The 20,915-nt window shown below is 69.1% G+C and carries 26 protein-coding genes and 1 tRNA gene; 18 read left to right on the top strand and 9 right to left on the bottom strand.

Annotated elements, in window-relative coordinates; translation table 11 throughout:
* Both ACFYZF_RS25440 and ACFYZF_RS25445 read left to right on the top strand, forming a co-directional pair.
* Positions 1-544: hypothetical protein (locus tag ACFYZF_RS25440; protein ID WP_387024825.1), on the top strand; the 544-nt coding region annotated here is incomplete at its 5' end.
* Positions 545-696: 152 nt separating this feature from the next.
* A complete protein-coding gene (locus ACFYZF_RS25445; RefSeq protein ID WP_387024827.1) occupies positions 697-873 on the top strand; it encodes a hypothetical protein in 177 nt (58 codons plus the stop codon).
* Between the two features lie 254 nt (positions 874-1,127).
* Here ACFYZF_RS25445 and ACFYZF_RS25450 read toward each other — a convergent pair whose 3' ends face one another.
* Positions 1,128-1,967 carry an AAA family ATPase gene (locus ACFYZF_RS25450; protein WP_387024829.1) on the bottom strand — a complete coding sequence of 280 codons (840 nt, stop codon included), beginning with the start codon at positions 1,965-1,967 and terminating at the stop codon, positions 1,128-1,130.
* 253 nt (positions 1,968-2,220) lie between these two features.
* Between ACFYZF_RS25450 and ACFYZF_RS25455 the strand changes: the two genes are divergently transcribed.
* From ACFYZF_RS25455 to ACFYZF_RS25500, 10 genes are all read left to right on the top strand, one after another.
* On the top strand, positions 2,221-2,550 hold the full coding sequence (locus ACFYZF_RS25455; RefSeq protein ID WP_387024831.1) for a hypothetical protein: 330 nt from the start codon (positions 2,221-2,223) through the stop codon (positions 2,548-2,550).
* Positions 2,551-2,739: 189 nt separating this feature from the next.
* The gene (locus ACFYZF_RS25460; protein ID WP_350708505.1) at positions 2,740-2,862 is read left to right on the top strand and encodes a hypothetical protein; all 123 of its coding nucleotides are present in this window, start codon (positions 2,740-2,742) and stop codon (positions 2,860-2,862) included.
* 99 nt (positions 2,863-2,961) lie between these two features.
* Entirely contained in the window at positions 2,962-3,237 is a 276-nt protein-coding gene (locus ACFYZF_RS25465) for a hypothetical protein (protein ID WP_387024833.1), read from the top strand.
* Positions 3,237-3,473 (top strand): hypothetical protein, encoded by a 237-nt coding sequence (locus ACFYZF_RS25470; RefSeq protein ID WP_387024835.1) that lies wholly within the window; start codon positions 3,237-3,239, stop codon positions 3,471-3,473. Before ACFYZF_RS25465 ends, ACFYZF_RS25470 begins: the two co-directional genes overlap by 1 nt.
* A 378-nt stretch (positions 3,474-3,851) precedes the next feature.
* On the top strand, positions 3,852-4,940 hold the full coding sequence (locus ACFYZF_RS25475; protein ID WP_387024952.1) for an FtsK/SpoIIIE domain-containing protein: 1,089 nt from the start codon (positions 3,852-3,854) through the stop codon (positions 4,938-4,940).
* Complete coding sequence (locus ACFYZF_RS25480) at positions 4,940-5,857, top strand: hypothetical protein (RefSeq protein WP_387024954.1); 918 nt, start codon at positions 4,940-4,942, stop codon at positions 5,855-5,857. The genes ACFYZF_RS25475 and ACFYZF_RS25480 overlap by 1 nt, the downstream gene beginning before the upstream one ends.
* A gap of 259 nt (positions 5,858-6,116) precedes the next feature.
* Positions 6,117-7,427 (top strand): replication initiator, encoded by a 1,311-nt coding sequence (locus ACFYZF_RS25485; RefSeq protein ID WP_387024956.1) that lies wholly within the window; start codon positions 6,117-6,119, stop codon positions 7,425-7,427.
* A complete protein-coding gene (locus tag ACFYZF_RS25490; RefSeq protein WP_387024837.1) occupies positions 7,424-7,750 on the top strand; it encodes a helix-turn-helix domain-containing protein in 327 nt (108 codons plus the stop codon). Before ACFYZF_RS25485 ends, ACFYZF_RS25490 begins: the two co-directional genes overlap by 4 nt.
* A gap of 27 nt (positions 7,751-7,777) precedes the next feature.
* On the top strand, positions 7,778-9,286 hold the full coding sequence (locus ACFYZF_RS25495) for a LacI family DNA-binding transcriptional regulator (protein WP_387024839.1): 1,509 nt from the start codon (positions 7,778-7,780) through the stop codon (positions 9,284-9,286).
* 704 nt (positions 9,287-9,990) lie between these two features.
* A complete protein-coding gene (locus ACFYZF_RS25500; RefSeq protein WP_387024958.1) occupies positions 9,991-10,353 on the top strand; it encodes a peptidase inhibitor family I36 protein in 363 nt (120 codons plus the stop codon).
* Positions 10,354-10,876: 523 nt separating this feature from the next.
* Here ACFYZF_RS25500 and ACFYZF_RS25505 read toward each other — a convergent pair.
* Positions 10,877-10,948, bottom strand: a tRNA-Val gene (locus ACFYZF_RS25505).
* 50 nt (positions 10,949-10,998) lie between these two features.
* Complete coding sequence (locus ACFYZF_RS25510) at positions 10,999-11,544, bottom strand: TIGR02611 family protein (RefSeq protein WP_387024960.1); 546 nt, start codon at positions 11,542-11,544, stop codon at positions 10,999-11,001.
* 295 nt (positions 11,545-11,839) lie between these two features.
* On the opposite strand from ACFYZF_RS25510, the gene ACFYZF_RS25515 reads away from it, so the two are divergent.
* On the top strand, positions 11,840-12,271 hold the full coding sequence (locus ACFYZF_RS25515) for an SsgA family sporulation/cell division regulator (RefSeq protein ID WP_007457244.1): 432 nt from the start codon (positions 11,840-11,842) through the stop codon (positions 12,269-12,271).
* A gap of 93 nt (positions 12,272-12,364) precedes the next feature.
* On the opposite strand, the gene ACFYZF_RS25520 is transcribed toward ACFYZF_RS25515, so the two are convergent.
* Positions 12,365-13,141 carry an SDR family oxidoreductase gene (locus tag ACFYZF_RS25520; RefSeq protein WP_387024841.1) on the bottom strand — a complete coding sequence of 259 codons (777 nt, stop codon included), beginning with the start codon at positions 13,139-13,141 and terminating at the stop codon, positions 12,365-12,367.
* 171 nt (positions 13,142-13,312) lie between these two features.
* Here ACFYZF_RS25520 and ACFYZF_RS25525 point away from each other — a divergent pair, with 171 nt between their 5' ends.
* Together ACFYZF_RS25525 and ACFYZF_RS25530 are read left to right on the top strand one after the other, a co-directional pair.
* Positions 13,313-14,428, top strand: a complete 1,116-nt coding sequence (locus ACFYZF_RS25525; RefSeq protein WP_387024843.1) for a helix-turn-helix domain-containing protein — start codon at positions 13,313-13,315, stop codon at positions 14,426-14,428.
* A 7-nt stretch (positions 14,429-14,435) separates the two neighbouring features.
* A complete protein-coding gene (locus ACFYZF_RS25530; RefSeq protein ID WP_387024845.1) occupies positions 14,436-14,891 on the top strand; it encodes an RrF2 family transcriptional regulator in 456 nt (151 codons plus the stop codon).
* Between the two features lie 85 nt (positions 14,892-14,976).
* On the opposite strand, the gene ACFYZF_RS25535 is transcribed toward ACFYZF_RS25530, so the two are convergent.
* Positions 14,977-15,531: a flavin reductase family protein gene (locus ACFYZF_RS25535; RefSeq protein WP_387024962.1), complete on the bottom strand. Its 555-nt coding sequence runs from the start codon at positions 15,529-15,531 to the stop codon at positions 14,977-14,979.
* Between the two features lie 205 nt (positions 15,532-15,736).
* A complete protein-coding gene (locus ACFYZF_RS25540) occupies positions 15,737-15,874 on the bottom strand; it encodes a putative leader peptide (protein ID WP_387024847.1) in 138 nt (45 codons plus the stop codon).
* A 189-nt stretch (positions 15,875-16,063) separates the two neighbouring features.
* Between ACFYZF_RS25540 and ACFYZF_RS25545 the strand changes: the two genes are divergently transcribed.
* Positions 16,064-16,243 carry a DUF4236 domain-containing protein gene (locus ACFYZF_RS25545; protein ID WP_007075522.1) on the top strand — a complete coding sequence of 60 codons (180 nt, stop codon included), beginning with the start codon at positions 16,064-16,066 and terminating at the stop codon, positions 16,241-16,243.
* 124 nt (positions 16,244-16,367) lie between these two features.
* Here the strand turns inward: ACFYZF_RS25545 and ACFYZF_RS25550 are convergent, their stop codons facing one another.
* Together ACFYZF_RS25550 and ACFYZF_RS25555 are read right to left on the bottom strand one after the other, a co-directional pair.
* Positions 16,368-17,288 (bottom strand): hypothetical protein, encoded by a 921-nt coding sequence (locus ACFYZF_RS25550; protein ID WP_387024849.1) that lies wholly within the window; start codon positions 17,286-17,288, stop codon positions 16,368-16,370.
* Between the two features lie 49 nt (positions 17,289-17,337).
* Positions 17,338-17,859 (bottom strand): VOC family protein, encoded by a 522-nt coding sequence (locus tag ACFYZF_RS25555; protein ID WP_387024850.1) that lies wholly within the window; start codon positions 17,857-17,859, stop codon positions 17,338-17,340.
* Positions 17,860-17,906: 47 nt separating this feature from the next.
* On the opposite strand from ACFYZF_RS25555, the gene ACFYZF_RS25560 reads away from it, so the two are divergent.
* Together ACFYZF_RS25560 and ACFYZF_RS25565 are read left to right on the top strand one after the other, a co-directional pair.
* The gene (locus ACFYZF_RS25560) at positions 17,907-18,368 is read left to right on the top strand and encodes a MarR family winged helix-turn-helix transcriptional regulator (RefSeq protein WP_387024852.1); all 462 of its coding nucleotides are present in this window, start codon (positions 17,907-17,909) and stop codon (positions 18,366-18,368) included.
* 60 nt (positions 18,369-18,428) lie between these two features.
* Complete coding sequence (locus ACFYZF_RS25565; protein WP_387024854.1) at positions 18,429-20,096, top strand: tetratricopeptide repeat protein; 1,668 nt, start codon at positions 18,429-18,431, stop codon at positions 20,094-20,096.
* 21 nt (positions 20,097-20,117) lie between these two features.
* Here the strand turns inward: ACFYZF_RS25565 and ACFYZF_RS25570 are convergent, their stop codons facing one another.
* Entirely contained in the window at positions 20,118-20,744 is a 627-nt protein-coding gene (locus tag ACFYZF_RS25570; RefSeq protein ID WP_387024856.1) for an SGNH/GDSL hydrolase family protein, read from the bottom strand.
* Between the last annotated feature and the right edge of the window lie 171 nt (positions 20,745-20,915).

Consider the following 20,915-nt stretch of genomic DNA (forward strand, 5'->3'; position numbering starts at 1 on the left):
TCCGCTGCTGCCCTCGACGCGCCACCGCGATCGTCCAGGCCATCCTCGTCCTACATCACATCCACACCAGCCGAAACCCACGATGAAAAGGGCTCATGCTTCAAAGCATTTGAAGATGAAGGTTAGCGACGACACTCTCCGTGAAGTCGCCAGCGTTATCGAAATAGGTGAACCCCCAGACTTCTCGATAACACCGGCCCGGTTGCTGGCCCTTTCGGAGAAATCCCAATTTCTCGCCGACAGGTTTGAGGACGATCACAGAAAAGTTCTTCCCAAATTTCTCGAACTACATAATCAGCGAATGTCAGTAAAGCCCGATTCCGATTCCGATACGGTCGATCGAATAGACGATGCCCTGGCAATTAACCGACGTGATCGCGGAAGGCTTCGGGTGCTGATTCAGCACTATCAGGACCTGGCCGATCAGCTTTCCCAGCTTGCGTCAGAAGGGTCAGGTGCGAATGGGATAATTCCCAAATTAGGTCTTGCCCGATCGATCAACCAATTGAATAATGACTATAATTCGAGGTTTCCAAAGCTCTGAATTCGATTGCCCGTCGACGTCCGACGCAACACTGCTGCTGAATCAGACGTTGGCGGGCAATCATGCATAAATCGATCGATTAGATTTGCCGCTTCACTAATCAATACAGCCTCGGTGTCGATTCGCATGTCTGCGGCCGGCAGGCGAAGCGTTTGCTCGGCAGCCGCAAGACGTCGGCCTTCATCTCCAGTGCCTCGCGACTGGATACGCCTGCCAAGTACTGCTGGCCGGGCGTACAGCTCAACTACAGTCCACTTCGCCTCGGTGCCGCCAACTACAGCTTCAATCGCCTCGATCTGACCAAGATGTACGACTGGCACTCGGCCTGAGTCCCATAACCGTTCAAGCCCAACCCGGTCAACGAAGTACGTTGCGCCGTATCGGGTGTTCTCCCACAGAACCGCCCCGCGTGCCTGCCGTAGATGGTCTGCCTGATCTGGGCTGATCATCCGATATCCGCTTGTCCTTCCCGGGCCACACTTTAACCGGTGGAAGTGCGCGAAGCGTGGGTACCGACTGACTAGCTCAGCAGTAACTGTGTCTTTTCCGGTTGCGGGAGCGCCGTAGAGGATTAGGCCTTGTCTCACAGTGCAGCCACCTTGCCGAGCAGCTCTTTCGCTTGCTCCTGAAGTGGCCTTGCGCCAGCGGAGTTGTCGACTCGGGCATGCGGCACCTTCGGCGCGAACGCGAGGTCAAGTAGACCGACGTACTCGTTCCACTTTGCAAGCTTGGATTCATCTCGGGCAGCGCCACGACGACGGATGTAGGTGTGCATGGTGAGGGCGTCGCAGTAGACCCAGACGACTTGAAGACTTCCATTGTGGGCTGCCACGGTAGCGGCAAGTCGATCACACCACGCCTGATCGTTTAGTTCCCTTAGGAAGGGCGCGGTCACGACTACCGACGCACCGCACTGCAAGTTCTCGTCCAAGGTCGCCATCAGGGCCTCATATTCGGCGGGCCTGATGATCGTCAGATACGTCTCTGACTCTCGATCATGCGGGGAGTGTCCCAAGTGCTCAAGCGCGGCCTCAACCACGGGGCGGGTCGTTGTGTCTTTATCGAGGATCGCCCAGCCTGTTTGGCGAGCGATGATGCGCCCCAGCTCTGTCTTCCCCGAGCCTGGATAGCCTCCAACCAGGATCACGCGGGGGCCTCGCCGGTCCGTCTCCGCTGCGGGGTTGTGCACGATCCTGCTTGAGCGCGCCCGGTTGATCACAAGCCCCTCCTCGGCAAGCATCGCCATCGCTCGATTGATCGTGGCGACGCTGGTGTTCCAGGACTCGGCAAGGCTCCTGGTGCCGGGGAGCTGTCGCCCATGCACCAGCCTTCCGGACTCGATGTCGTTCCGGATGGCCCGTGCGATCACGAGCGCGGCCGTCCCGCGCTGTAGCTCCTCCGGTGGATCCGACTGGGTGTTCATCGAGGGCTCCTTTTCGATGGGGACTTGACGGTCACGAAGGCTGTGCGAGCCAACCCCCGCAGTGTCGTTTTCGCAGGTCAGCGGCCAACTTCCGTGGAACTGAGTGTATCTGTTGACTCACTCTGAATCAACCTGTTAGCCTCTGATCCGAGCTGATCCGCTCTGTTACATCGGGCGGCGACGACGGACCGGGTCTAAGTGCCCAGTAGTCGCAGGAACGACACAAGCGCGAAGAGACAGAGGAGAGCAAGAGATGCGGAACATCCCGGTGAACCTGGCTGGCTTCAAGCTGCGGGTGGTGGAGGAGCCGTCGATCAAGACGGATCAGGACGGCAAGGTGAAGACGGCGTACGGGACCGATGACCCGCTGTACGTGGTGGCGGTGTTCGCGAAGCCCCTGGCGACTGAGGACGGCTACCGGGGCAGGGGTGAGGAGCTGAAGGTCACGCTGGCGGCCAACCCGGGTCCGGTCGAGGAGGGTGAGTTGGTGGAGCTGATCGCGCCGACGGTGTCGCACTGGGAGAACGAGGGCCGGTCGGGGCTGTCGTGGAAGGCGCAGGGCGTCAAGCCGGTCACGCGCTGAGGTAGGAGTCTTCGACCCCGCCCCTTTCTGGTGGGTGACCCGTTCGAGTCGGGTCGGGGCGCTTTCGCCGGGAATGCGGTCTGTATTGGCCCCATCCCCGGGCGGCTTGTTCTTTGAGAATTCCACAGTGGATAGAACCTTGCCTAAAACAGGTTGCATTTCGTTTTCGTGATTCGAAAGGAGGTTGTCATGTCGGACTTCGAACTGATTCTTATCGGGCTGTTGTTGCTGTCGGTTTCTCTGAACGTCGGGTTGATTCGTCGTGAGGGGCGTCGGTGGCGTCGGGTGTGGCGTCTGTCCGGTCGGGAGTAGCCGCCGGTCGGTGGTTTCTATTCGCCCCCTTGGAGCGCCTTTCCGGGGGCGGGTGGTGCCTACCGACTGTGTGGGTCAAGAGACCGGAAGGGGCGGCGTGTGAGTTTGGTGCCGGAGATCGTGAAGGTGTGGACCGGGCGTGGCCGGTATGAGGCGTTGGTGGGCAACGTGCAGGGCCTGGCGATGCTGCTGGACGGGGCGAAGAGCCTGATCAGAGCGTGTGAGCCGCCGCCGGGGACCTTGTACCAGTACTCGGCCCGGATCGAGGAGTTGGAGGAGGCGCACAAGCAGGCGGTGGAAGCGCTGCGGGCGTTCCACACGCGGGTGAAGACGTACGAAGCTGACCTGGTCGCCAAGCCGTGGAAGGTGAGCTGATGTCGTACCAGATTAGCGACACGTACGACGGGATCGATCGGGCGATGCGTTTGATGCGCGGGTCGATGAAGGGAATGCCGGAACGGCACCGGTACATGCGGCACTACGACGACCTTCGTAGGTCGGTGGCGGTGCTGCTGGTCCTGCTCGAAGAGGCTACCCCGTGGATGGAGGAGACGCGGGAAGCGAAGCAGGCCACGAGCCGCGCGAAGCAGATGTTCGACGCGGTGCGCTGACAGACAGGTTCAACGGAAGGCCCGGATTGGTGATCCGATCCGGGCCTTCCGTTTGCCCAAAACACGACATCACTAATTGCTAATCAATGGTGAAGGTGGGTGTAGGAAATGGGTAAGCGTACTCAGGGGTGGGAATGGCGGGTTGCGGGTTGGGCCGCGCGTCACCCGGGGTTCGTGGCTGCTCCGGCCGCTGTCGCTGCCGGTGTGGCGCAGCTCGGGCCGGTGACCACGGGCGGTGTGGTGGCGGGTGCGATCGCGGCCGGTGTGGGCTGGTACCGGGGTCACCCCGACTCGTGGTCGACGGTGGCGGCGCCGCAGTTGCGGGCGGCTCGTCGTCGGTGGCTGTCCCGGTCCTACCTCGGGCCGTGGTGGAGCCGGGTGACCGAGGCGTGCAACCTGGTCACGGTGCACCGGGTCACGGGCGTGATCAACGTCCCCCGGATCATCCGCATCCGGTCGCACTCGCCCTCGACGGAAACGGTGTACGTGCGTCTCCTCCTCGGGCAGACGCCGAAGCTGTGGGAGGAAGCCGCCGACGCCCTGGCCGTCGCGCTCAAGGCAGAGCGGGTCGGGGTGGAGCGGGTCCGGCCGCAGGTCATCGCGCTGATCGTGCAGCGGTCCGAGCCGTTCACGACTGTGATCGTCCCGCCGGGTCTGCCGGGCGACGCCGACGCGGTCAGCCTCGGCCGGGTGTACCTGGGCGAGACCGAACACGGCACCGACTGGCACGCGCCGCTGATCGGGCAACACTGGCTCGTCGGCGGGGCCACCGGGTCGGGGAAAAACTCGGTTACCTGGATGGCGTTGCGGGCGTGCGCTCCGCTGATCCGTGACGGCCTGGTGCGGGTGCACGTGATCAACCCCAAGGGCACCGAGTTGAACGCCCTGCGGCCGGTGTCGTACCGGTACGCCGAGACCGACGCCGACATCGTCGAGGTGATGGGCGCCTTCTGGGAGACCATGCAGGGCCGGAAGAAGGTCTTGGCCGAACAGGGCCGGCGAACCTTCGAGATGTCCCGCGAAACTCCCCTGGATCTGCTGATCGTCGACGAGTTGGGGGCGGTGACCGGCTACGGCGATCGGTCGTTGACCCGGGGCGTCCAGGCGGTGTTGCCGCTGATCCTGTCGCAGTCCCGGGCGTTGGGCGGCAGCGTGATCGGCGCCCTCCAAGAGCCCACCAAGGACGTGATCCCTCAGCGGGACCTGTTCAGCCTGCGGGTATGCCTGCGCGCTACGTCGGCCGGACACGTGGACATGGTCCTCGGTGAGGACATGCGCCGCCGGGGCGCTCTCGCTGACGAGATCCCGAACGTGCCGGGCTCGGCGGGGATCGGGTTCGTCGTGAAGCAGCGGTCGCGGACCCCGATGCGGGTGCGGGCGGCGTACTGCGACGACTCCGACATTGCCGAGTTGGTGCGGGTCGCGGGCTGGCCGCACACCGAACTCACCACCACGGTTGCGGGGTGATTGCCGTGCGCCGCAACGGAAACAGCGACAGCACGCCACGGGCGCCGCGTCCGGTCCGCAAGCTGAGCAAGCGCCTCGACGTGGCCCGGCAGCTTCACGACCTGGAGCAAGACACCGCCCTCGACATTGTCGACATCGAACGACTGCGGGTGAGCGTGACCCGGTGCCTGTGGCTGTTCCTGGCAATCGGGTCGGTGTTCACCACCACCGGCGTACAGGACTTCCTAGCCGGGCACCTCACCCCCGCCGATCCGGTGTGGTGGGGCTGCTGGGGCGTAGAACCCTGCCTCGTCGGCATCCTGATCACGATGCTCCGCTGGGAAGCCGCGATGATCGCCCGGGGCATCGACATCGACTCCAAGGCCGTCGACTGGCTGAAACGGTTCCTCCTCGGCTCCACCCTCGTCATGAACGTGATCCCTGCCCTGTTCCCCCGCGAAGGCGGCATCAGCGCGGGCATGCTCGCCGCCCACTTCATGGTCCCGATCCTCGTGTTCTTCCTGGCCGAGGTCATGCCAATCGTGCAAGCACGCTGCACCCAGGCACGCCGCGCTATCGCCCTTCCTACGAAGACTCCGGCGCCCGCTCCGGAACCTGCACCCGCCCCGATCCCGGCCCCGGCCCCGGCCCCGGCTCCGGCTCCGGCTCCGGTGACCATGCCGGCCGGCTTCGCGGAACCTCCCGCCCCGGCTCCGGCTCCGGTGGTGGAGGAAGCACCGGAAAGCAACACCGCTGCGGTGAGGCCTCCGGCCCTGGACGGGTTGGGTATCCCGATCGCGATGCAAGCCCAGATCCGGCGCCTCGTCGACGACCTGGACCGGCCGGTGACCGCTGCTGACATCCAGCAGGCCACCCGGCTGCCACTGTCGATCGCGGCGCGGGTTGCCGACCGGTTCACCCCGGCCATCGCCCGATGAAGCGCCCCATCAACCCAGACGCCGCCGTCCGCGCACTCCGTCCCGGAAACGTCATGTGCGCGGCCGGCTGCGGCTGGCCCCTCGACCCCGCCGCCCGCGTCGGCCGCGACGGCGACCCACAGGCATTCGACCGCCACCCCGGATGTGAAGACCCCGGCACCCGTGCCGGTGCCCGCACCCGCCACCTACGGAGCGTCCGATGACATCGAAACCTCACCACCGGCCGGCATACGACGCCGAAGCGGCGCTGACTCAGTGGATGCGCTCCCCGGCCTACCGGGAATGGCGGGCCGGCGTCGAGAGCGTCCAGGGCTGCCTACAGCCCGTCCGCCTGGTCGGCAAGTTCGAGGTCCGACACATGGGCACCGGAGACCTGATCGCGTCTCGGCAGGGCCGGGTATGGGCGTCCTGCGGCACCCGCCGCGCCGCCGTCTGTCCGACCTGCGCCGAACGGTACGCCGCCGACGCCTGGCACCTGATCCACGCGGGCATGTCCGGCGGCAAAGGCGTCCCCGACACCGTGGCCCGGTCTACCCGCCTGTTCGTCACTCTCACCGCGCCATCTTTTGGGCGGGTGCACTCCCGGCCGGGTAAGCGGCCGTGCTCCTGCGGGCGCTGGCACCCCGAAGGGCATCCGCTGCTCGGCACGCCCCTCGACCCCGACACCTACGACTACCCCGGCGCCGTGCTGTGGCAGGCACACAGCGGCAAACTCTGGCACCGGTTCACCATCGCCCTACGCCGGGCCGTCGCCGCCGCCGGTGGCCTCACCGTCCGCGAATCCGGCGCACACCTACGGATCTCCTACGCCAAGGTCGCCGAGTACCAGCGGCGCGGCCTGGTCCACTTCCACGCCGTCGTCCGCGCCGACGGACCGTCCGGTCCGGACTCGTCGCCCCCGGTGTGGCTCACCCCCGACGTGTTGGCCGACGCGGTACGTACCGCGGCTTCCTCCGTCCAGGTCGACACCGAACGTCCCGACGGAACCCCGCTGCCCCTCGGCTGGGGCACGCAGGTCGATGTCAAGGACATCACCGCCACCGACATCGACATCCCCGACGGCGACGACGACGGCACCCAGGTCGTCAAAGACACCAGGCTTGCCGGCTACATCGCCAAGTACGCCACCAAAGGCACCGGCGCCACCGAGACCGGAGACCGGCGCATCCGCTCACAGACACACATCGACCGACTACAAGTATCCGCCCACCACCGAGCCATGATCCAAACCGCATGGAACCTCGGCGGCCTCGACCAGTACGCCGAACTCAAGCTCCGCCACTGGGCGCACATGCTCGGCTTCCGAGGACACTTCCTCACCAAGTCACGCATCTACTCCACCACCTTCAAGAACCTCCGGGCTGAACGCCGCGCGCACCAGATTCAGACCGCGCTCACCGACGCCGGCCTACCCGAAGACACCGACGTGATCGTGGTCAACGACTGGCAGATCCTCGGCATCGGCTACGACAGCCGCGAACAACTCGAACTCGCCACCGCAATAAGCGACCGCATCCGAGCCGCACGACAGACGAAAGCAACCCCGGCGAGAGAAGGACAACAGACGTGAATGCTTCTAGATCGGTGCCGTTAACCCTGTACCGGCCGTCGGAGGTGGCCGAACGGCTGCGCTGCTCGCAGTGGTGGGTTAAGGAACAGGCCCGACGACGGCGCGTCCCGTACTGCTGGATCGGCGGCAGCTACCGCTTTACCGAAGAACACATCGTGGCGATTGCCCGCCGCTTTGAGGTCGAAGCGCTCGACACCTCTGCTTCAGCCCGTCGAGCCGACCGGGTCGTCACGCCCCCGGCCACACAGGAAGGCGGGCCGGTCATCCGTCTCAGTGCCCGTGCTCCGCGCCGTGCCCGCCAGGCCCTTTCAACCGCCGCATAGAAACAGACAGGAAGGAAACAGCCGAGGATGGGATACGCCGAAAAGCGCGGCGACTACTGGCGCGCCCGTTATAAGGCCGCGTCCGGTAAGTACCCCGCTGTCACCGACGACACTGGGGCCACGGTGCGCTTCCGCACCCGGCGCGAAGCCGAACAGGCCGCCAACGATGCCGAGGCGCAGTCTCGGGCTGGAAATCGACGCGACCCGGCGGCGGGTCGGATCACGTTCGGGGAGTACGTTAACCGCTGGTACGGGGCGCAAGATCTTGCCGCGTCGACCATGCAGAATTACCGCCGACACATTGAAGAACATCTGTTGCCAAAGTTCGAGCAGACGGCCATGGCAGAAATCTTGCCTGTAGATATCGCCGCATGGGAAAAGAAGGAACGGGCGACTGGCTACGCCGAATCGAGCATCAGGACCTGGCGGGCGACGCTGCATCTGATTCTGGCCGACGCGGTAGAGGAAGGATTACGAGACTCCAATCCGGCGTCTCGGCGGCGCGGGCGAGGAAAGAGAGCTGGGCGATCCCGTAGCCGTGGTCCAGAGAAGACGATAACCACAGCATTAGGGATACTGCTTATCGCGGAACGGGCTGCACTGTTGTCCGGTCGGGACGACGAATTTGTTGCTATCGTCACTAAGGGATTCACCGGCATGCGCTGGGGTGAGCTGGTAGGGCTGGAGACTGGACATGTTCGCCCGGCCTCGATTCGGGTCGAGTGGCAGCTTTACGAACTCGACTCGGGTGAACTTCACCGTTGTCCACCAAAGGACGATTCTCACCGCCAAATTGATACTCCAGAATGGCTGGGGCGGCTGGTGTCGGAGCATCTTGCCCGGACCCGGCCGAAGCCATGTAGCTGCCATGGCCTGACGTACGTGTTCAGTGGTCACCGGCCTCCTAAGGGGGCGGCACGTCGGCCTGGGGCGACCCTGGTAGACGTTGCTCGCCGGGCGGGCGCCTCCCCCGCAACCGCGTCGGCTGCGCTCAATCATCCGGAGGTCGTCAACGAGGTCACCCGCTCTCGGATCATGACTGCCATTGCAGATCTCGGCTACGTGCGCGGTGGCGCGTCAGGAGAACTTGCCGCGCATTGGCGTCGGACCAACTTCGCCACCTGGCTGTTTCAACCGGCAGTGACTGGCTGGTACCCGAAGAAGGGCCACCTGATAGCGCGGCCGGTGCCGGTGCTCGGTGAGCCGTGGCCGGGTATCCCGGTGCGAGGTCGCAACGCGGCCGGACGCGCGGACGCATGTTGGCTGCCTGTCGCCCCGGGACTAACCCCGCACGGTCTGCGACATACCCACAGGACACTCATGGAGGAGCTGGGTACACCTGGGAAGCTCGCGGACGAACGGATGGGGCACACGGACGGGTCGGTACAGGCCCGGTACACCCACGTCACACCCGTGATGCGGACAAGACTGATCGACGGTCTGACGGACCTATGGGAGGCGGCCTTACAGGCTCGACAGATGATGGCGGCCGGCTCTCCCGTGGCTGTGCTTGACCGGCTGCTGACCGGTCGCTGAAGCAGCCGCAAAAGATCATCTCCCCGACTTCTCCCAACCGGGGCAAGGAAAAGCATCAGAGGCCAGATCCGATTTCTCGGGTCTGGCCTCTGAACTGCGCATATTCAAGGTGCGCGATGCTGGTATCGAACCAGCGACCTCTTCGGTGTGAACGCCGACAGGGCGCACCATCGCCTGTCAGCCGCTGCCGTCTGGCGCCGCTGAGCGTGACCGTCATGCCGGCCAGCGTCGGGCATCGTCAGCGACTGGTGGCCCTTTCGCTGCTTCCGCGCTGCCTCTGCCTTGCAAAGATCACGACTGCTGTCGGTTGGCGTCGGTGACTGCTGCTGACCTGCTCGCCCTGTCGCCTGCCGCCAGTCTCGGACTGGGTCCGTCGGCCGGCTTGGCTGCACGGATGGCTGTACAGCCATTGGTCTCGCGCCCTTGCGCCCGTCCCGTTTGGCTTCACGATCCGCCCACCGCGACATGGACGCGCGATCCTAGGTTTTTTTGCGATTAGTTCCACACAGAGGCCTCCTTGACAGGAGGGCGATGCCCGCTTGGCAAGCCAAGCTTGCCAAGCGCCGCGACGTGTAATATATTCGCTAACGTCAATCTTTTGACCATCTGTGATGCTGTATCGCTCGCATATGGTCAGCGAGAGGAGCTTCATGAGTTACATCAGAAGGATCGCCATATCCGCCGTCGCGTCATTGGCGCTGATCATGGCAGGGTTTCCTGGCACGGCCCGCGCCAACCCTGACGCAGGATCTGGCACTAATGTAGCTTGGGACTGCCCCGTTGGTGATCTATGTGTCTGGTCTGGAGACAACGGAACTGGGTCTCGATGCAATTGGTCTGACGCTGATAACGACTGGACTTCTGGAGCGACCTCGTGCTCTTGGGCTGACACTACGACCGTAAAGTCAATGTGGAACCGTGGCACTAGTTCCAGCTACTCCGTAGTCGCCCTTTATCGAAATGCTAATTATGGTAGCCGCTGGGGCTGCCTGGGGCAGAATGGTGGAAACTGGACCGGAGTTGGAATTTACCTTCGATCCCACAGGTGGCAATCCTCCTGTTCCTAGCTTCGGTTCGCCGTCTTTCTCTTGCGAGAGGGTAATGCTCTTGGGGCGTAGTGTCGGATAGTCATGCGGCATGCTCCTCACCGTTTACTGCCATCCCGTCTGCCGCCGACCCACACACCGTGGAGCGGGCCAGGGCCAGGGTGACAAGGTGGAGCGCCCTACCGGACGAACGACTTTGTCACCCTGGCCCTGGTCTGCTCGGCTTGCCTGGGTCGGTGGCTGGCGGGATGGCATCCCACCCCCACCACCCCACGACCGAAACGTTCGGCAACTCCATCCACGTCACACCCGTGATGCGGACAAGACTGATCGACGGCCTGACGGACCTATGGGAGGCGGCCTTACAGGCTCGACAGATGATGGCGGCCGGCTCTCCCGTGGCTGTGCTTGACCGGCTGCTGACCGGTCGCTGAAGCAGCCGCAAAAGATCATCTCCCCGACTTCTCCCAACCGGGGCAAGGAAAAGCATCAGAGGCCAGATCCGATTTCTCGGGTCTGGCCTCTGAACTGCGCATATTCAAGGTGGGCGATGCTGGTATCGAACCAGCGACCTCTTCGGTGTGAACGAAGCGCTCTCCCACTGAGCTAATCGCCCTCAGCGGCGTTGACTCTACCCGATCGAGGGACCGGACCGCGAATCCGGGGTCAGTGCGTCGCGAGGTAGTGCAGCAGCCGGGCCAGCAGGTCGATGCCGAGGCTGTACTTGAGCGAGAGCCAGACCACCACGGCGACGAAGACGAGACCCACGGACCCGAGCACGAACCGCACCGCCAGGGACCGGCTGGTGACCCACCGGGTCCAGCCCTGCACGTGCCGGCGGGTGAAGTTGAGCAGCCGGCGGGCCCAGTGGAACTCCACGGCCCAGATGCCCAGCCCGGCGATCACCAGCAGCCAGCCCGGGCCGGGCAGCGGGATCAGGGCGATACCGATGGTGACGACGAGGGCGCCGGCGATGGAGATGAGTATCTTGAGGGCGACCCGGCCGGTGGGGTTGGAACGGATCAGGTCGAGGGTGGTGCCCACCCGTTGCCGGAAACGCCCGCGGCGCCGCTCGGCGACCGCCGTCCCGCCCCCGGCCCCCGGGCCGTCGGGGCCACCCCGGCCGCGCTGATCCTTCGGCACTGCGTACCCCCGCCTTTCGGCTGCTCGGACCCCTCCCTTCGGGGGGCCGGACCAAGCCGGCGCATCCACTGAGGATCGGTTCGTAGCCATTTCGCCCTCCAGTGTCGCTCCGGCCCGTCACTCCATCGGACCACTGGACGTTACCGGAGTAAGTCGACGTCTGAACCACCCCGATGCCGGGCGGGATCACGCACTGGGCAGAACCGGATATCGTACAAGAATTTTCACATTCTAGCGGCGTTTCCGACCCCCTTCCCACCACTGGGTGAAGTCAGCGTATGGCGGAGCGTAGCCAGGAGTAGCACCTGAGTATGGGAAAAGCGGGACACGCGCGTTCCGCAGCGGTGCCGGGGGGAGAACGTCCATGAGTGTCATCCGACCGACGACCGTAGAGGTCGAGACGTCGCTAAGGCTCGTCGCGCCTGACGCCACCGCATTGCCGGTGCGTGCCAGCCTGCGTTACGACCCTGCTGATCCGTATGCGGTCCATGTCCTGTTCCATGCCGAATCCGCCGGCGGCGAGGCGGTGAGCTGGTCGTTCGCCCGCGAACTGCTGGTCACCGGCCTGGACGAGCCGGCCGGCATCGGCGACGTGCGGGTCTGGCCGTGGGCCACCCCGCGCGGCGACTTCGTCGCGCTGGCGCTGTCGTCACCGGACGGCAACGCCCTGTTCGAGGTGCCGCGCAGCGTTCTGGTGCGCTTCCTGCGGCGGACCTACGTCGTCGTTCCGCGCGGCCGGGAGGCCGAGCACCTGGACGTCGACACGGCGGTGAACCGGCTCCTCGCCGGTCGCTGACACGACGCCGGCCGGGGCCGCGCGGATCTGCCGAGTCCGCGCGGCCCCGGCCGCTGCTGTGGGTACGCGCCGCGCCTTGCGTCGGGTACGCGCTCAGCCGTGCGTCGTGATCCCGCCGTCGACGGGGATGACCGCACCGGTCAGGTACGCCCCCGCCCGCGACGACAGGTAGATCGCGGTGCCGGCCATGTCCTCGGGGCGCCCGATCCGGCCGAGCGGGACCTGCTGCTCGATCGCCGCCCGGGCCGCCGGGTTCTCCAGCGCGAAGGCCATCATCTTGCTCTCGAAGGGCCCCGGCGCGATCGCGTTCACGGTGATCCGTTCGCCCGCGAGCTGGTGGGCGAGGCCACGGGTGAGCATGTGCACGGCCGCCTTGGTGGCCGAGTACGCGTACACCTCCATGGACGGCACCCGGATGCCGTCGATCGAGCCGATGTTGATCACCCGGGCCGGGTCGTCGTCGGTGGCCGCCGCGCGCAGCGCCGGCAGCAGGGCCGTGGTGAGCCGGAAGACGGCCTTGACGTTGACCGCCCAGAGCTTGTCGAATGCGGTCTCCGGGTACGACTCCAGCGGTGCTCCCCAGGTCGCCCCGGCGTTGTTGACCAGCACGTCGAGCCGGTCCACCCGCTCCCGGACAGCCGCGGCCAGGCCCTCCGCCCCCGCGTCGTGGCCCAGGTCGGCGGGGATCGCCGCGCAGCGCCCCTCGGCGGACAGTTCCTCGGCCACCGCCTCGCAGACGTCCGACTTGCGGGAAGAGATGATCACGTCCGCGCCGGCCCGTACGAAGCCCCGGGCGATCATCAGCCCGATGCCCCGTGAGCCGCCCGTGACCAGGACCTTCTTGCCTTCGACCGAGAACAGATCCGTCATGCCCATCCCATCGCCGTTCGGGGGCCGCCGGTGGTCCGCCGGACCCGACGCTACCGATCGGTAACCTAGCCGGGTCGCCGTGCCCCGACAAGCCGCCGGGCCGGGGCGGGACGGGGCGACCCGGGCCGCGTCGGGATGCGGCCTGCTCGGACGCGGGTTACCGTCGCAGCGATGGTCCCCTCCGGTCAGCCCTCCCCGGCACCCCCCACCGACCAGGCGTCGACCCGCCCCGACCTGGCGACAGCCCGCCCCGCCCCCGCGCCCCGCGCCGAGCCCGCCGCCCGGTCCACCGGCATCGCCGCCCTCACCCTCGGCGACCTTGCCCCGGACCCCGAGTGGCGACGCCCCGTCCTGCTCGACGCGGACCTCGTGGTCCTGATCACCGGCGGCCACGGCACCGCCGAGCTGGACTTCCGGCCGCTGCCCTGCCGCCCCGGAACCCTCCTGCGGGTACGCCCCGGTCAGGCGCTGCGCTACGCCGGGGGGCGGCTCGACGCCGTGGTGCTGCGCTGGACGCCCGCGGCCCTGCTCCAGGACCCGCGCCTCGGCGGCGACGGCGACGACGTGCCGGCACACCGGCAGCTCGCCGGCGAGGACGGGGACGCGGTGCTCAACGAGGTCACCCAGCTCGTGGTGGACCTGCGACGGCAACCGGACGTGCCCGCCGCCCGCGCCCTGCTCCGTCACCAGCTCGCCGTGCTGCTGCTACGGCTCACGCTGCTGGACGCCGACCCGGCGAACCCGGCGCAGGCCGAGCGGCGCGCCGAGAGCACCACATTCCGGCGGCTCCGTCAGGAGATCGAGCGCGGTTACCAGCACACCCGCCGGGTGGAGGACTACGCGGCCGGGATCGGCTGTTCGGTGCGTACCCTCACCCGGGCCTGCCTGGCGGTGACCGGGCGCAGCGCGAAGCAGGTGATCGACGAACGGGTGGCCCTGGAGGCCAGCCGGCTGCTCGCCGCCACCGACGAGCCGATCGCCCGGATCGGTCGCCGGCTGGGCTTCCCGGAGCCGACCAACTTCGGCCGCTTCTTCACCCGCGAGGCGGGGGTGAGCCCTGGGGTGTTCCGGGCGGCCCGGGGCCGGCCGACGCCCACCGGGCCGGCGCAGCGGGATCACGAGGGCCGCGAGCCGGCACCGCCCCACCGAGACCGCGAGCAGGCGTCGTACCACAACGGGCGGGAGCGTCCGGCGGGCCACGGCGGCGGGCGGGACGGGTCGACGGCGAGCCGGATCGTCCGGCCCCGGCCGCCCACCGACCCAACCGCCAGGGCGGGGCGGGCATGATGAGGGGGTGCAGATCTCCGCGCGCGGTGACTACGCGGTACGGGCGGCTCTGAGCCTCGCCACCGCGTACCCTTCCCTGCTGTCCACCCAGGCCATCGCGGCGGAACAGGACATGCCGCGCAAGTTCCTGGAGGCGGTCCTGGCCGACCTACGCCGGGCCGGGCTGGTCCGGGCCCAGCGGGGCGCCGAGGGCGGCTACACGCTGGCCCGGCCGCCGAAGGAGGTCACCATCGGGGCGATCCTGCGCGCCGTCGACGGCCCACTGGCCGGCGTGCGCGGAATGCGTCCCGAGGAGACCAGCTACGAGGGGGCGGCGGAGAACCTGCCCCGGCTCTGGGTCGCCGTCCGGGCGGCGGTCCGGCAGGTGGTCGACGAGGTGAGCCTGTCCGAGTTGGCCAGCGGCCGGCTGCCGGGCCACGTGCGGCGGCTGATCGCCCCGCCCGACGCCTGGGAACCCCGCTGACCGCCGCCCGCGGACGGCTGCGGCGCGGGCGGGGCCGGCGGCGGGTCGACCCCGGCGCCTGACCCCTCGGTACGGGCCGGCGCGCTCAGCCGGGGATCTCCCACGGGTCGACCGTGGTGGTGAAGCCGGCCTTGTGGTGCACCAGCGGGTTGCCGTCCTCCCCCGACCCGAGAGCCAGCGGCTCGGCGATGACGATCGTGTGGTCGCCTGCGGTCACCCGGTGCACCACCCGGCAGAGCAGCACCGCGAGGGCCCCGTCGACCAGTGGCACCCCGAACGGGCCGGCCGTCCAGCCCTGGTGCGCGGCGAATCGGTCGATGCCGCTGGTGGCGAAGGTGCGGGCCACCTGCTGCTGCCCTGCCGCGAGCAGATGCACGGCCACGTGCTCCGCGCGTTCGATGACCGGCCAGCTCGACGACGCCCGGGCGAGGCAGAACGACACCAGCGGCGGCTCCAGCGACACCGAGGTGAACGAGGTGGCGGTGAACCCGGCCGGCGGCAGCGACGGGCGTCCCCGGCCGGTGGAGGGCCCCGGCGCGGTGACCACGGTGACCGTGGCCGCCTGCCGGCGCAGCAGGGCGCGGAGCAGGTTGGTGTCGACCGGGCACAGCTCGACGGTGCCGGCCCCGGGCCGGTCCACGGTGGGTGGGGCGGGCGCGAGGGGGGTGGGCTGAAGCGGACGCGGGGATGGGGGCACAGCTGTCTCCTGATCTGTCCACGGAGGAGGTGGGTCCACGATCGGTGGAGCGCGCCCCGGCAGGCGGGACGCGGTGGCACGCCCTCCGCCGTGAGCGGACGGGCGGACGGGACGCGGTGACGGGGGCCGGGCCGGCCGCCCGGTCAGCTCAACAGAGCGCGCTCGCGTGCCGGACCAGGTCGACGTGCACGCGGGCGGTGAGGAGAGGCTCGTCCCGCTGCGACATGTGCTCATCGTGCCGTCGTCCCGCGTGGCCGGTCAACGCCCTTCCACAGGTTGAGATCATCGTCTCCCGACCCGATGCACATCGCTTCCACCAGCACTGACCACCCCGTAACACCCATCCGTTGGATAGAGATTGTCGCGCCGAGCAGTGACACAGTCCAGTGAGGACCCGGAGAGGTTTCGCGAATCGTCGTTTCGGGCATGTTCGATCTCGACACGGCAGACGATTGGTGACGAAGGGAGCCCCGCGATGGGCCTCATGTTCCGTAAGCGCAAGAAGTACGGCCCGATCATCCTGAACTTCACCGAGAACGGCTTCTCCTCGTGGAGCATCAAGATCGGCCGATGGTCCTGGAACTCGCGGGCCAAGGCGCACCGCGTCGACCTGCCCGGTCCGCTGTCGTGGAAGCAGGACAAGTCCCGGGCCTGACCTCCCGGATTCGAGCGGGGCGCCGACGTTGACGTCGGCGCCCCGCTCGGCGTCCCGGCAGCGTCCCCCACCACGTGCCGCCTCAGGACGGTCCGCCGCGGTTACGGCACGGCGTCCGTCGTGCTCAGGCAGCCGGGCCGCCACCCGGGGCTGCGCTGATCACCACGTCCCCGCCGAGCCGGCCGTGCTCCGGGTCGCGGGTCACCGCCCCCGAGTCGAGCAGGCCGGTCACCGCCCGGGTCGCGTCGGCAGCCCGGTAGGGCGTGGCGGTGAGGGCGTGGCGGCGCAGCTCGGTGACCGTACCCGGGCCGTGGCGGTCGAGCTCGGCGAGCAGTTCCCGGGCCAGCGGTCCCGGGTCCGGCTCCGCGACGACGTCGAAGGGCCGCCCCTGCGGGTCGGCCGGGTCGAGCAGGCGCATCCCGGAGGCGACCGCCCAGAGCGCGTCCTTGAACGCCTGGAGGCTGCGGTCCGACGAGGTCGCGAACGCCGCGTGCCACCCGGCGGGGCCGCCGGCCGGCGGCCCCGCCGGGGCGGTCGCCGCGACCAGGTGGGCCTCGGTGACCAGCGGGAAGCCGGCCGCGTCCAGCGCCGGCCGCAGGGGCGATCCGGGGCCGGTGATCAGCAGCAGGTCGGCCGGGCGGCCGGCCCGCGCGGCGGCCAGCAGGGCCGGCGTCGGGTCCGCGCCGTGCGCCACGGTCAGCAGCGGCGCGCCCACCGCCCCGGCCGCCTTGAGCGCCACCGGCAGCCGCCCCGGGTCGCCGGGCATGACGTGCACGGTCACCTCGGCGGGCAGGGTCGCCTCGATCGCGCCCAACCGGGCCGGCAGCGCCTGGTCGCCGTCGGCCAGCACCAGGATGGTCAGCCGGAACCCGCGCAGCCGGTCGGCGAGGCCCGCCACCGCCCGCAGCGCGGCGTCCGCGCCCCCCGCGTCGGTCCCGGCGTACGCCAGGGCGAGGGTGGCCCGCCGGGCGCGGTGCAGCGCTGCGGGCAACCAGGCTTCGAGCTGTCGGGCGAGCAGCTCGTGCAGGACGGTGTCGGTCGGCATGCTGTCGTTCTACCCCACCGGCCCGGGACGCGGCTCCCCACCCCGGCGGTCAAGCCGGGACGGAGACACCCACCCCGCCGCGGGTCTGACCGCCGTAGCGCTGCCGCTCGCGGTCCAGGTCGAGGCGGCCGAGCCGCTTGCGGGCGGCCAGGGCGTCGTCGTCGAGCCGGTCGGCCGGGACCAGCCAGACGATCTCGAACTCAAGCCCGTCCGGGTCCTGCCCGTAGAGGCTCTTGGTGGTGCCGTGGTCGGTGCTGCCGACCAGTGCGCCGGCGGCGGTCAGCCGCTCGGCGGTGACGGCGAGCTCGTCGAGGGTGTCGACCTCCCAGGCCAGGTGGTAGAGGCCGACGGTGGCTGGGCCTGCGGTGGGGCGGCCGGCAGCCCGGCCGAGCTCGAACAGGCCGAGGTCGTGGTCGTTGGTGGAGCCGGCGGCCTGGAGGAAGGCCACTCCCCGGAACCCGTCGGGGGCCATCGGGATGACCCGGAAGCCCAGCACGTCACGGTAGAAGGCGACGCTGCGGGCCAGGTCGGAGACGTAGAGGACGGCGTGGTTGAGCCGGTGGATTCCCATGCCGTCCAGGCTAGCGCGATTTGGTTGAGCGTTCAACAAGTTCGGTTATGCTGGTGTCCATGACCCGCTGGCTGGACCCTGACGAGCAACGCACCTGGCGGGCGTACGTCGCCGCCACCCGGGCGCTGATGGACGCTCTCGACCGCGAGCTGCAACGCGACGCGGGCATGCCGCACGCGTACTACGAGATCCTGGTCCGGCTCTCGGAGGCGCCCGACCGGCGGCTGCGGATGGGCGATCTGGCCGACGCGACCGGCTCCTCGCGCAGCCGGCTCTCACACGCCGCCGCGAGGCTGGAGGCGTCCGGCTGGATCCGGCGGGAGGACTGCCCGACCGACCGGCGCGGGCAGGTCGCGGCGCTCACCGACGCCGGGTATTCCGCACTCGCCGCCGCCGCGCCCGGCCACGTCGAGGGGGTGCGCCGGCACCTCTTCGACGCGCTCAGCCCCGCCCAGGTGGACCAGCTCCGCCGGATCAGCGAGACGCTCGCCGACCACCTGGCCGGATGATGACCGAATCGCGATAGTCGGGGGGTTGTACATATTGTCGCGGGACGGCCACGATGGGGCGTGTCCTCCGCCTTCGGTGATTTGACCGTCCAGGCGCACCACCTGGTGTCCGCCGGCGACCTGGCCGGCGCGCAACAGCTGCTCTCCGACGCGCTGAGCGACGCCGATCCGCGCCCCGACCACGCCTCCCCCGAGCTGGCCGACGCCGCCGGCCTCCAGGCCCGTGTGCTAGTCGCGCTGGGCGAGCCCCACTCGGCGCGGGGCTGGGCCGCTTTCGCGTACGCGGCCACGAGCCGGCTGTACAGCCCCTCAGACCCGCGTACGGTCTCGGCGGCGGCGACCCTCGCCGCGGTGCTGCACCGGGTCGGCAGCTACGCCCGCGCCGCCCGGCTCTACTCCGACGTCATCATCGAGCTGACCGCCTCCGACGGGCCGGAGTCGCTGCGGGTGCTGGCCGCCCACGCCGACCTGGCCACCGTCGAGTACGCCCACGGCCAGTGCGAGGTAGCCCGGGAGCGGTTGCAGGACGCCTGGGAGCTGCACCGGGAGGTCTACGGGGACGGCCACCCCAGCGGCATCAAGATGCTGGCCCGGCTCGGGGCGATGCAGCGCGACTGCGGGAAGTTCGCCGAGGCGCACGACCACCTGGCCCTGGCCCGGGAGCTGTGCCGGCAGCACCTCGCCGTGGACGACCCGCTCGCCGTACAGGTGGCGGGCCTGGCCCGGGCCGCCGCCAACCCCGACCACGTCTGCGCGCGGACGTCCCCGGCCGACGGGGAGGAGCCAGCGGAGACACCCGTGGTCCCGGCAGCCCGCGTCCCGCCGGCCGCCGAGGGGCCACCGACGTACCAGACGGCGTGGCCGCCGGAGGACGATCCGTACCCGCCGGCCGTGCCCGCCCCCCGGACGCCCCCGGACGGGGTGGCCCACCACGCCCCCGCCGGGGACGATCCGTGGGTCAGGCAACACGCCGCGCCCGGCGCCCCGGCCCGCGACGCCGACGACGATCGACGGGCCCGGGACGGCGACGAGCGGGGCGTCCGGCCGTACCCGGAGGACGACGACCGGTGGCCGGACGAGCCGGGGTGGCCGGCCGCGAACTCGCTGCCCCCGACGGTCGTCGGCCTGGCCGGTGCCGCCGACGAGCCGGCCGGGGTACGGGCCGTGCATCCGCCCGTGACCCGGGAGGACCGGTCCCGGCTGCTCCCGGTGCTGGTCCCCCGCCCGCCCGCGCCCCCGCCGCGCCGGCTCACCCCGCTCGTGGTGCTCGGCGGGGTGACCGTGGTGGTGCTCGGCACGGCGGCGGTGATCGCCGGGGTCGCCCGGGTCGACCGCCCGGCACCCGGCCCGGTGCCCTCGGTCACCGCCCCGTCGGGCTCCGGTGCCCCGGGCGGCGGCCCGTCCGGCGGCGCACCGTCCGGCGGAGCGTCGGCCAGTCCCCGGGCCGCCGCCTCACCCGGCACCCCGCCGGGCGGGTTCACCGTCCGGGACAACCGGGACAACATCGCGCTGCGCTGGACGTACCCGGCCGGCGCGACCGGGCCGGTGGTGCTCGCCAAGGGCCAGTCCGGGCAGGAGCCCCGCGCGTTCGAGACCCTCCCGCCGGGCAGCACGAGCTTGCTGGTCTACGGCCTGGACCGGGCCGACGACTACTGCTTCACCGTCGCGGTGGTGTGGTCCGTGGATACGGTCGGCCGGAGCAGCCAGGTGTGCACCGACCGCCGCTGACCGGGATGCGGCCGGTGGGCCTCAGGCGGCCAGGGCGGTCAGGAAGGCGTCCGCGATGACCGCGTGGCCGGGCAGCCCCGGGTGCACCCGGTCGTCGGCCCAGCGGCCCGACGGGCTGTGCCGCAGCACCCGGTCGAAGGCCGCCTGGGTGGCCACGTGCACCGCGTCGAAGTCCTTCGCGAGGGCGGCCACCACGGCGGCGTACCGGTCGGTCTCGGCACGCTGCGGCTCGTCGACGTCGGCCTCGATGAGGAACGGGTCGGCGAGGAGCAGCCGGCACCCCGTGGCGTCCACGGCCCGGCGCAGCAGCGTGCGCAGGGTGCGCTCGTACTCGTCGATCGGTACCGCCTCGGCCTCCCGGCCGGGGACGAACGCGCGCCAGATGTCGTTGATCCCGATCATCACGGAGAGCCAGTCGGGGCGCTCGCCGATCGCGTCGGCGTCCCAGCGGGCCGCCAGGTCCCGGACGGTGTTGCCGCTGATCCCCCGGTTGACCCAGGTCAGCTCGCGCTCCGGGTGCCGGGCGTCGACGAACGCGCGGACCAGACTCGGGTACCCGACGCCGTAGGGGGCGGCGGCATCACTCCGGCCGCAGTCGGTGATGCTGTCCCCGATGAAGACGACGCGCTGACCGGCACCCAGCAACATCCCGCACGACTCCGTCCCCGGCGGCGGTGGTTCCCGACCGATCGCTGGTGGGAGAGGTCGTCGCACGGTATCTTTTGCAGTTCAGGCACAAAAAAGGAACGGCGATAATTGCCGTTCCGAATGCAATTATAGTCACTAGGGAGACGGCTTGTCAAGGCACTCCGCAGGTCC

It is taken from the genome of Micromonospora sp. NPDC001898, from assembly GCF_042891255.1.
Taxonomy (GTDB): domain Bacteria; phylum Actinomycetota; class Actinomycetes; order Mycobacteriales; family Micromonosporaceae; genus Micromonospora.

What these genes read in the sequence shown, in the direction of transcription:
- ACFYZF_RS25450 (WP_387024829.1), bottom strand. Translation starts at nt 1,967, where the DNA reads ATGAACACCCAGTCGGATCCACCGGAGGAGCTACAGCGCGGGACGGCC.
- ACFYZF_RS25455 (WP_387024831.1), top strand. Translation starts at nt 2,221, where the DNA reads ATGCGGAACATCCCGGTGAACCTGGCTGGCTTCAAGCTGCGGGTGGTG.
- ACFYZF_RS25460 (WP_350708505.1), top strand. Translation starts at nt 2,740, where the DNA reads ATGTCGGACTTCGAACTGATTCTTATCGGGCTGTTGTTGCTGTCGGTT.
- ACFYZF_RS25470 (WP_387024835.1), top strand. Translation starts at nt 3,237, where the DNA reads ATGTCGTACCAGATTAGCGACACGTACGACGGGATCGATCGGGCGATG.
- ACFYZF_RS25485 (WP_387024956.1), top strand. Translation starts at nt 6,117, where the DNA reads ATGCGCTCCCCGGCCTACCGGGAATGGCGGGCCGGCGTCGAGAGCGTC.
- ACFYZF_RS25495 (WP_387024839.1), top strand. Translation starts at nt 7,778, where the DNA reads ATGGGATACGCCGAAAAGCGCGGCGACTACTGGCGCGCCCGTTATAAG.
- ACFYZF_RS25500 (WP_387024958.1), top strand. Translation starts at nt 9,991, where the DNA reads ATGGCAGGGTTTCCTGGCACGGCCCGCGCCAACCCTGACGCAGGATCT.
- ACFYZF_RS25515 (WP_007457244.1), top strand. Translation starts at nt 11,840, where the DNA reads ATGAGTGTCATCCGACCGACGACCGTAGAGGTCGAGACGTCGCTAAGG.
- ACFYZF_RS25520 (WP_387024841.1), bottom strand. Translation starts at nt 13,141, where the DNA reads ATGACGGATCTGTTCTCGGTCGAAGGCAAGAAGGTCCTGGTCACGGGC.
- ACFYZF_RS25525 (WP_387024843.1), top strand. Translation starts at nt 13,313, where the DNA reads ATGGTCCCCTCCGGTCAGCCCTCCCCGGCACCCCCCACCGACCAGGCG.
- ACFYZF_RS25540 (WP_387024847.1), bottom strand. Translation starts at nt 15,874, where the DNA reads ATGATCTCAACCTGTGGAAGGGCGTTGACCGGCCACGCGGGACGACGG.
- ACFYZF_RS25545 (WP_007075522.1), top strand. Translation starts at nt 16,064, where the DNA reads ATGGGCCTCATGTTCCGTAAGCGCAAGAAGTACGGCCCGATCATCCTG.
- ACFYZF_RS25550 (WP_387024849.1), bottom strand. Translation starts at nt 17,288, where the DNA reads ATGCCGACCGACACCGTCCTGCACGAGCTGCTCGCCCGACAGCTCGAA.
- ACFYZF_RS25555 (WP_387024850.1), bottom strand. Translation starts at nt 17,859, where the DNA reads ATGGGAATCCACCGGCTCAACCACGCCGTCCTCTACGTCTCCGACCTG.
- ACFYZF_RS25560 (WP_387024852.1), top strand. Translation starts at nt 17,907, where the DNA reads ATGCTGGTGTCCATGACCCGCTGGCTGGACCCTGACGAGCAACGCACC.
- ACFYZF_RS25570 (WP_387024856.1), bottom strand. Translation starts at nt 20,744, where the DNA reads ATGTTGCTGGGTGCCGGTCAGCGCGTCGTCTTCATCGGGGACAGCATC.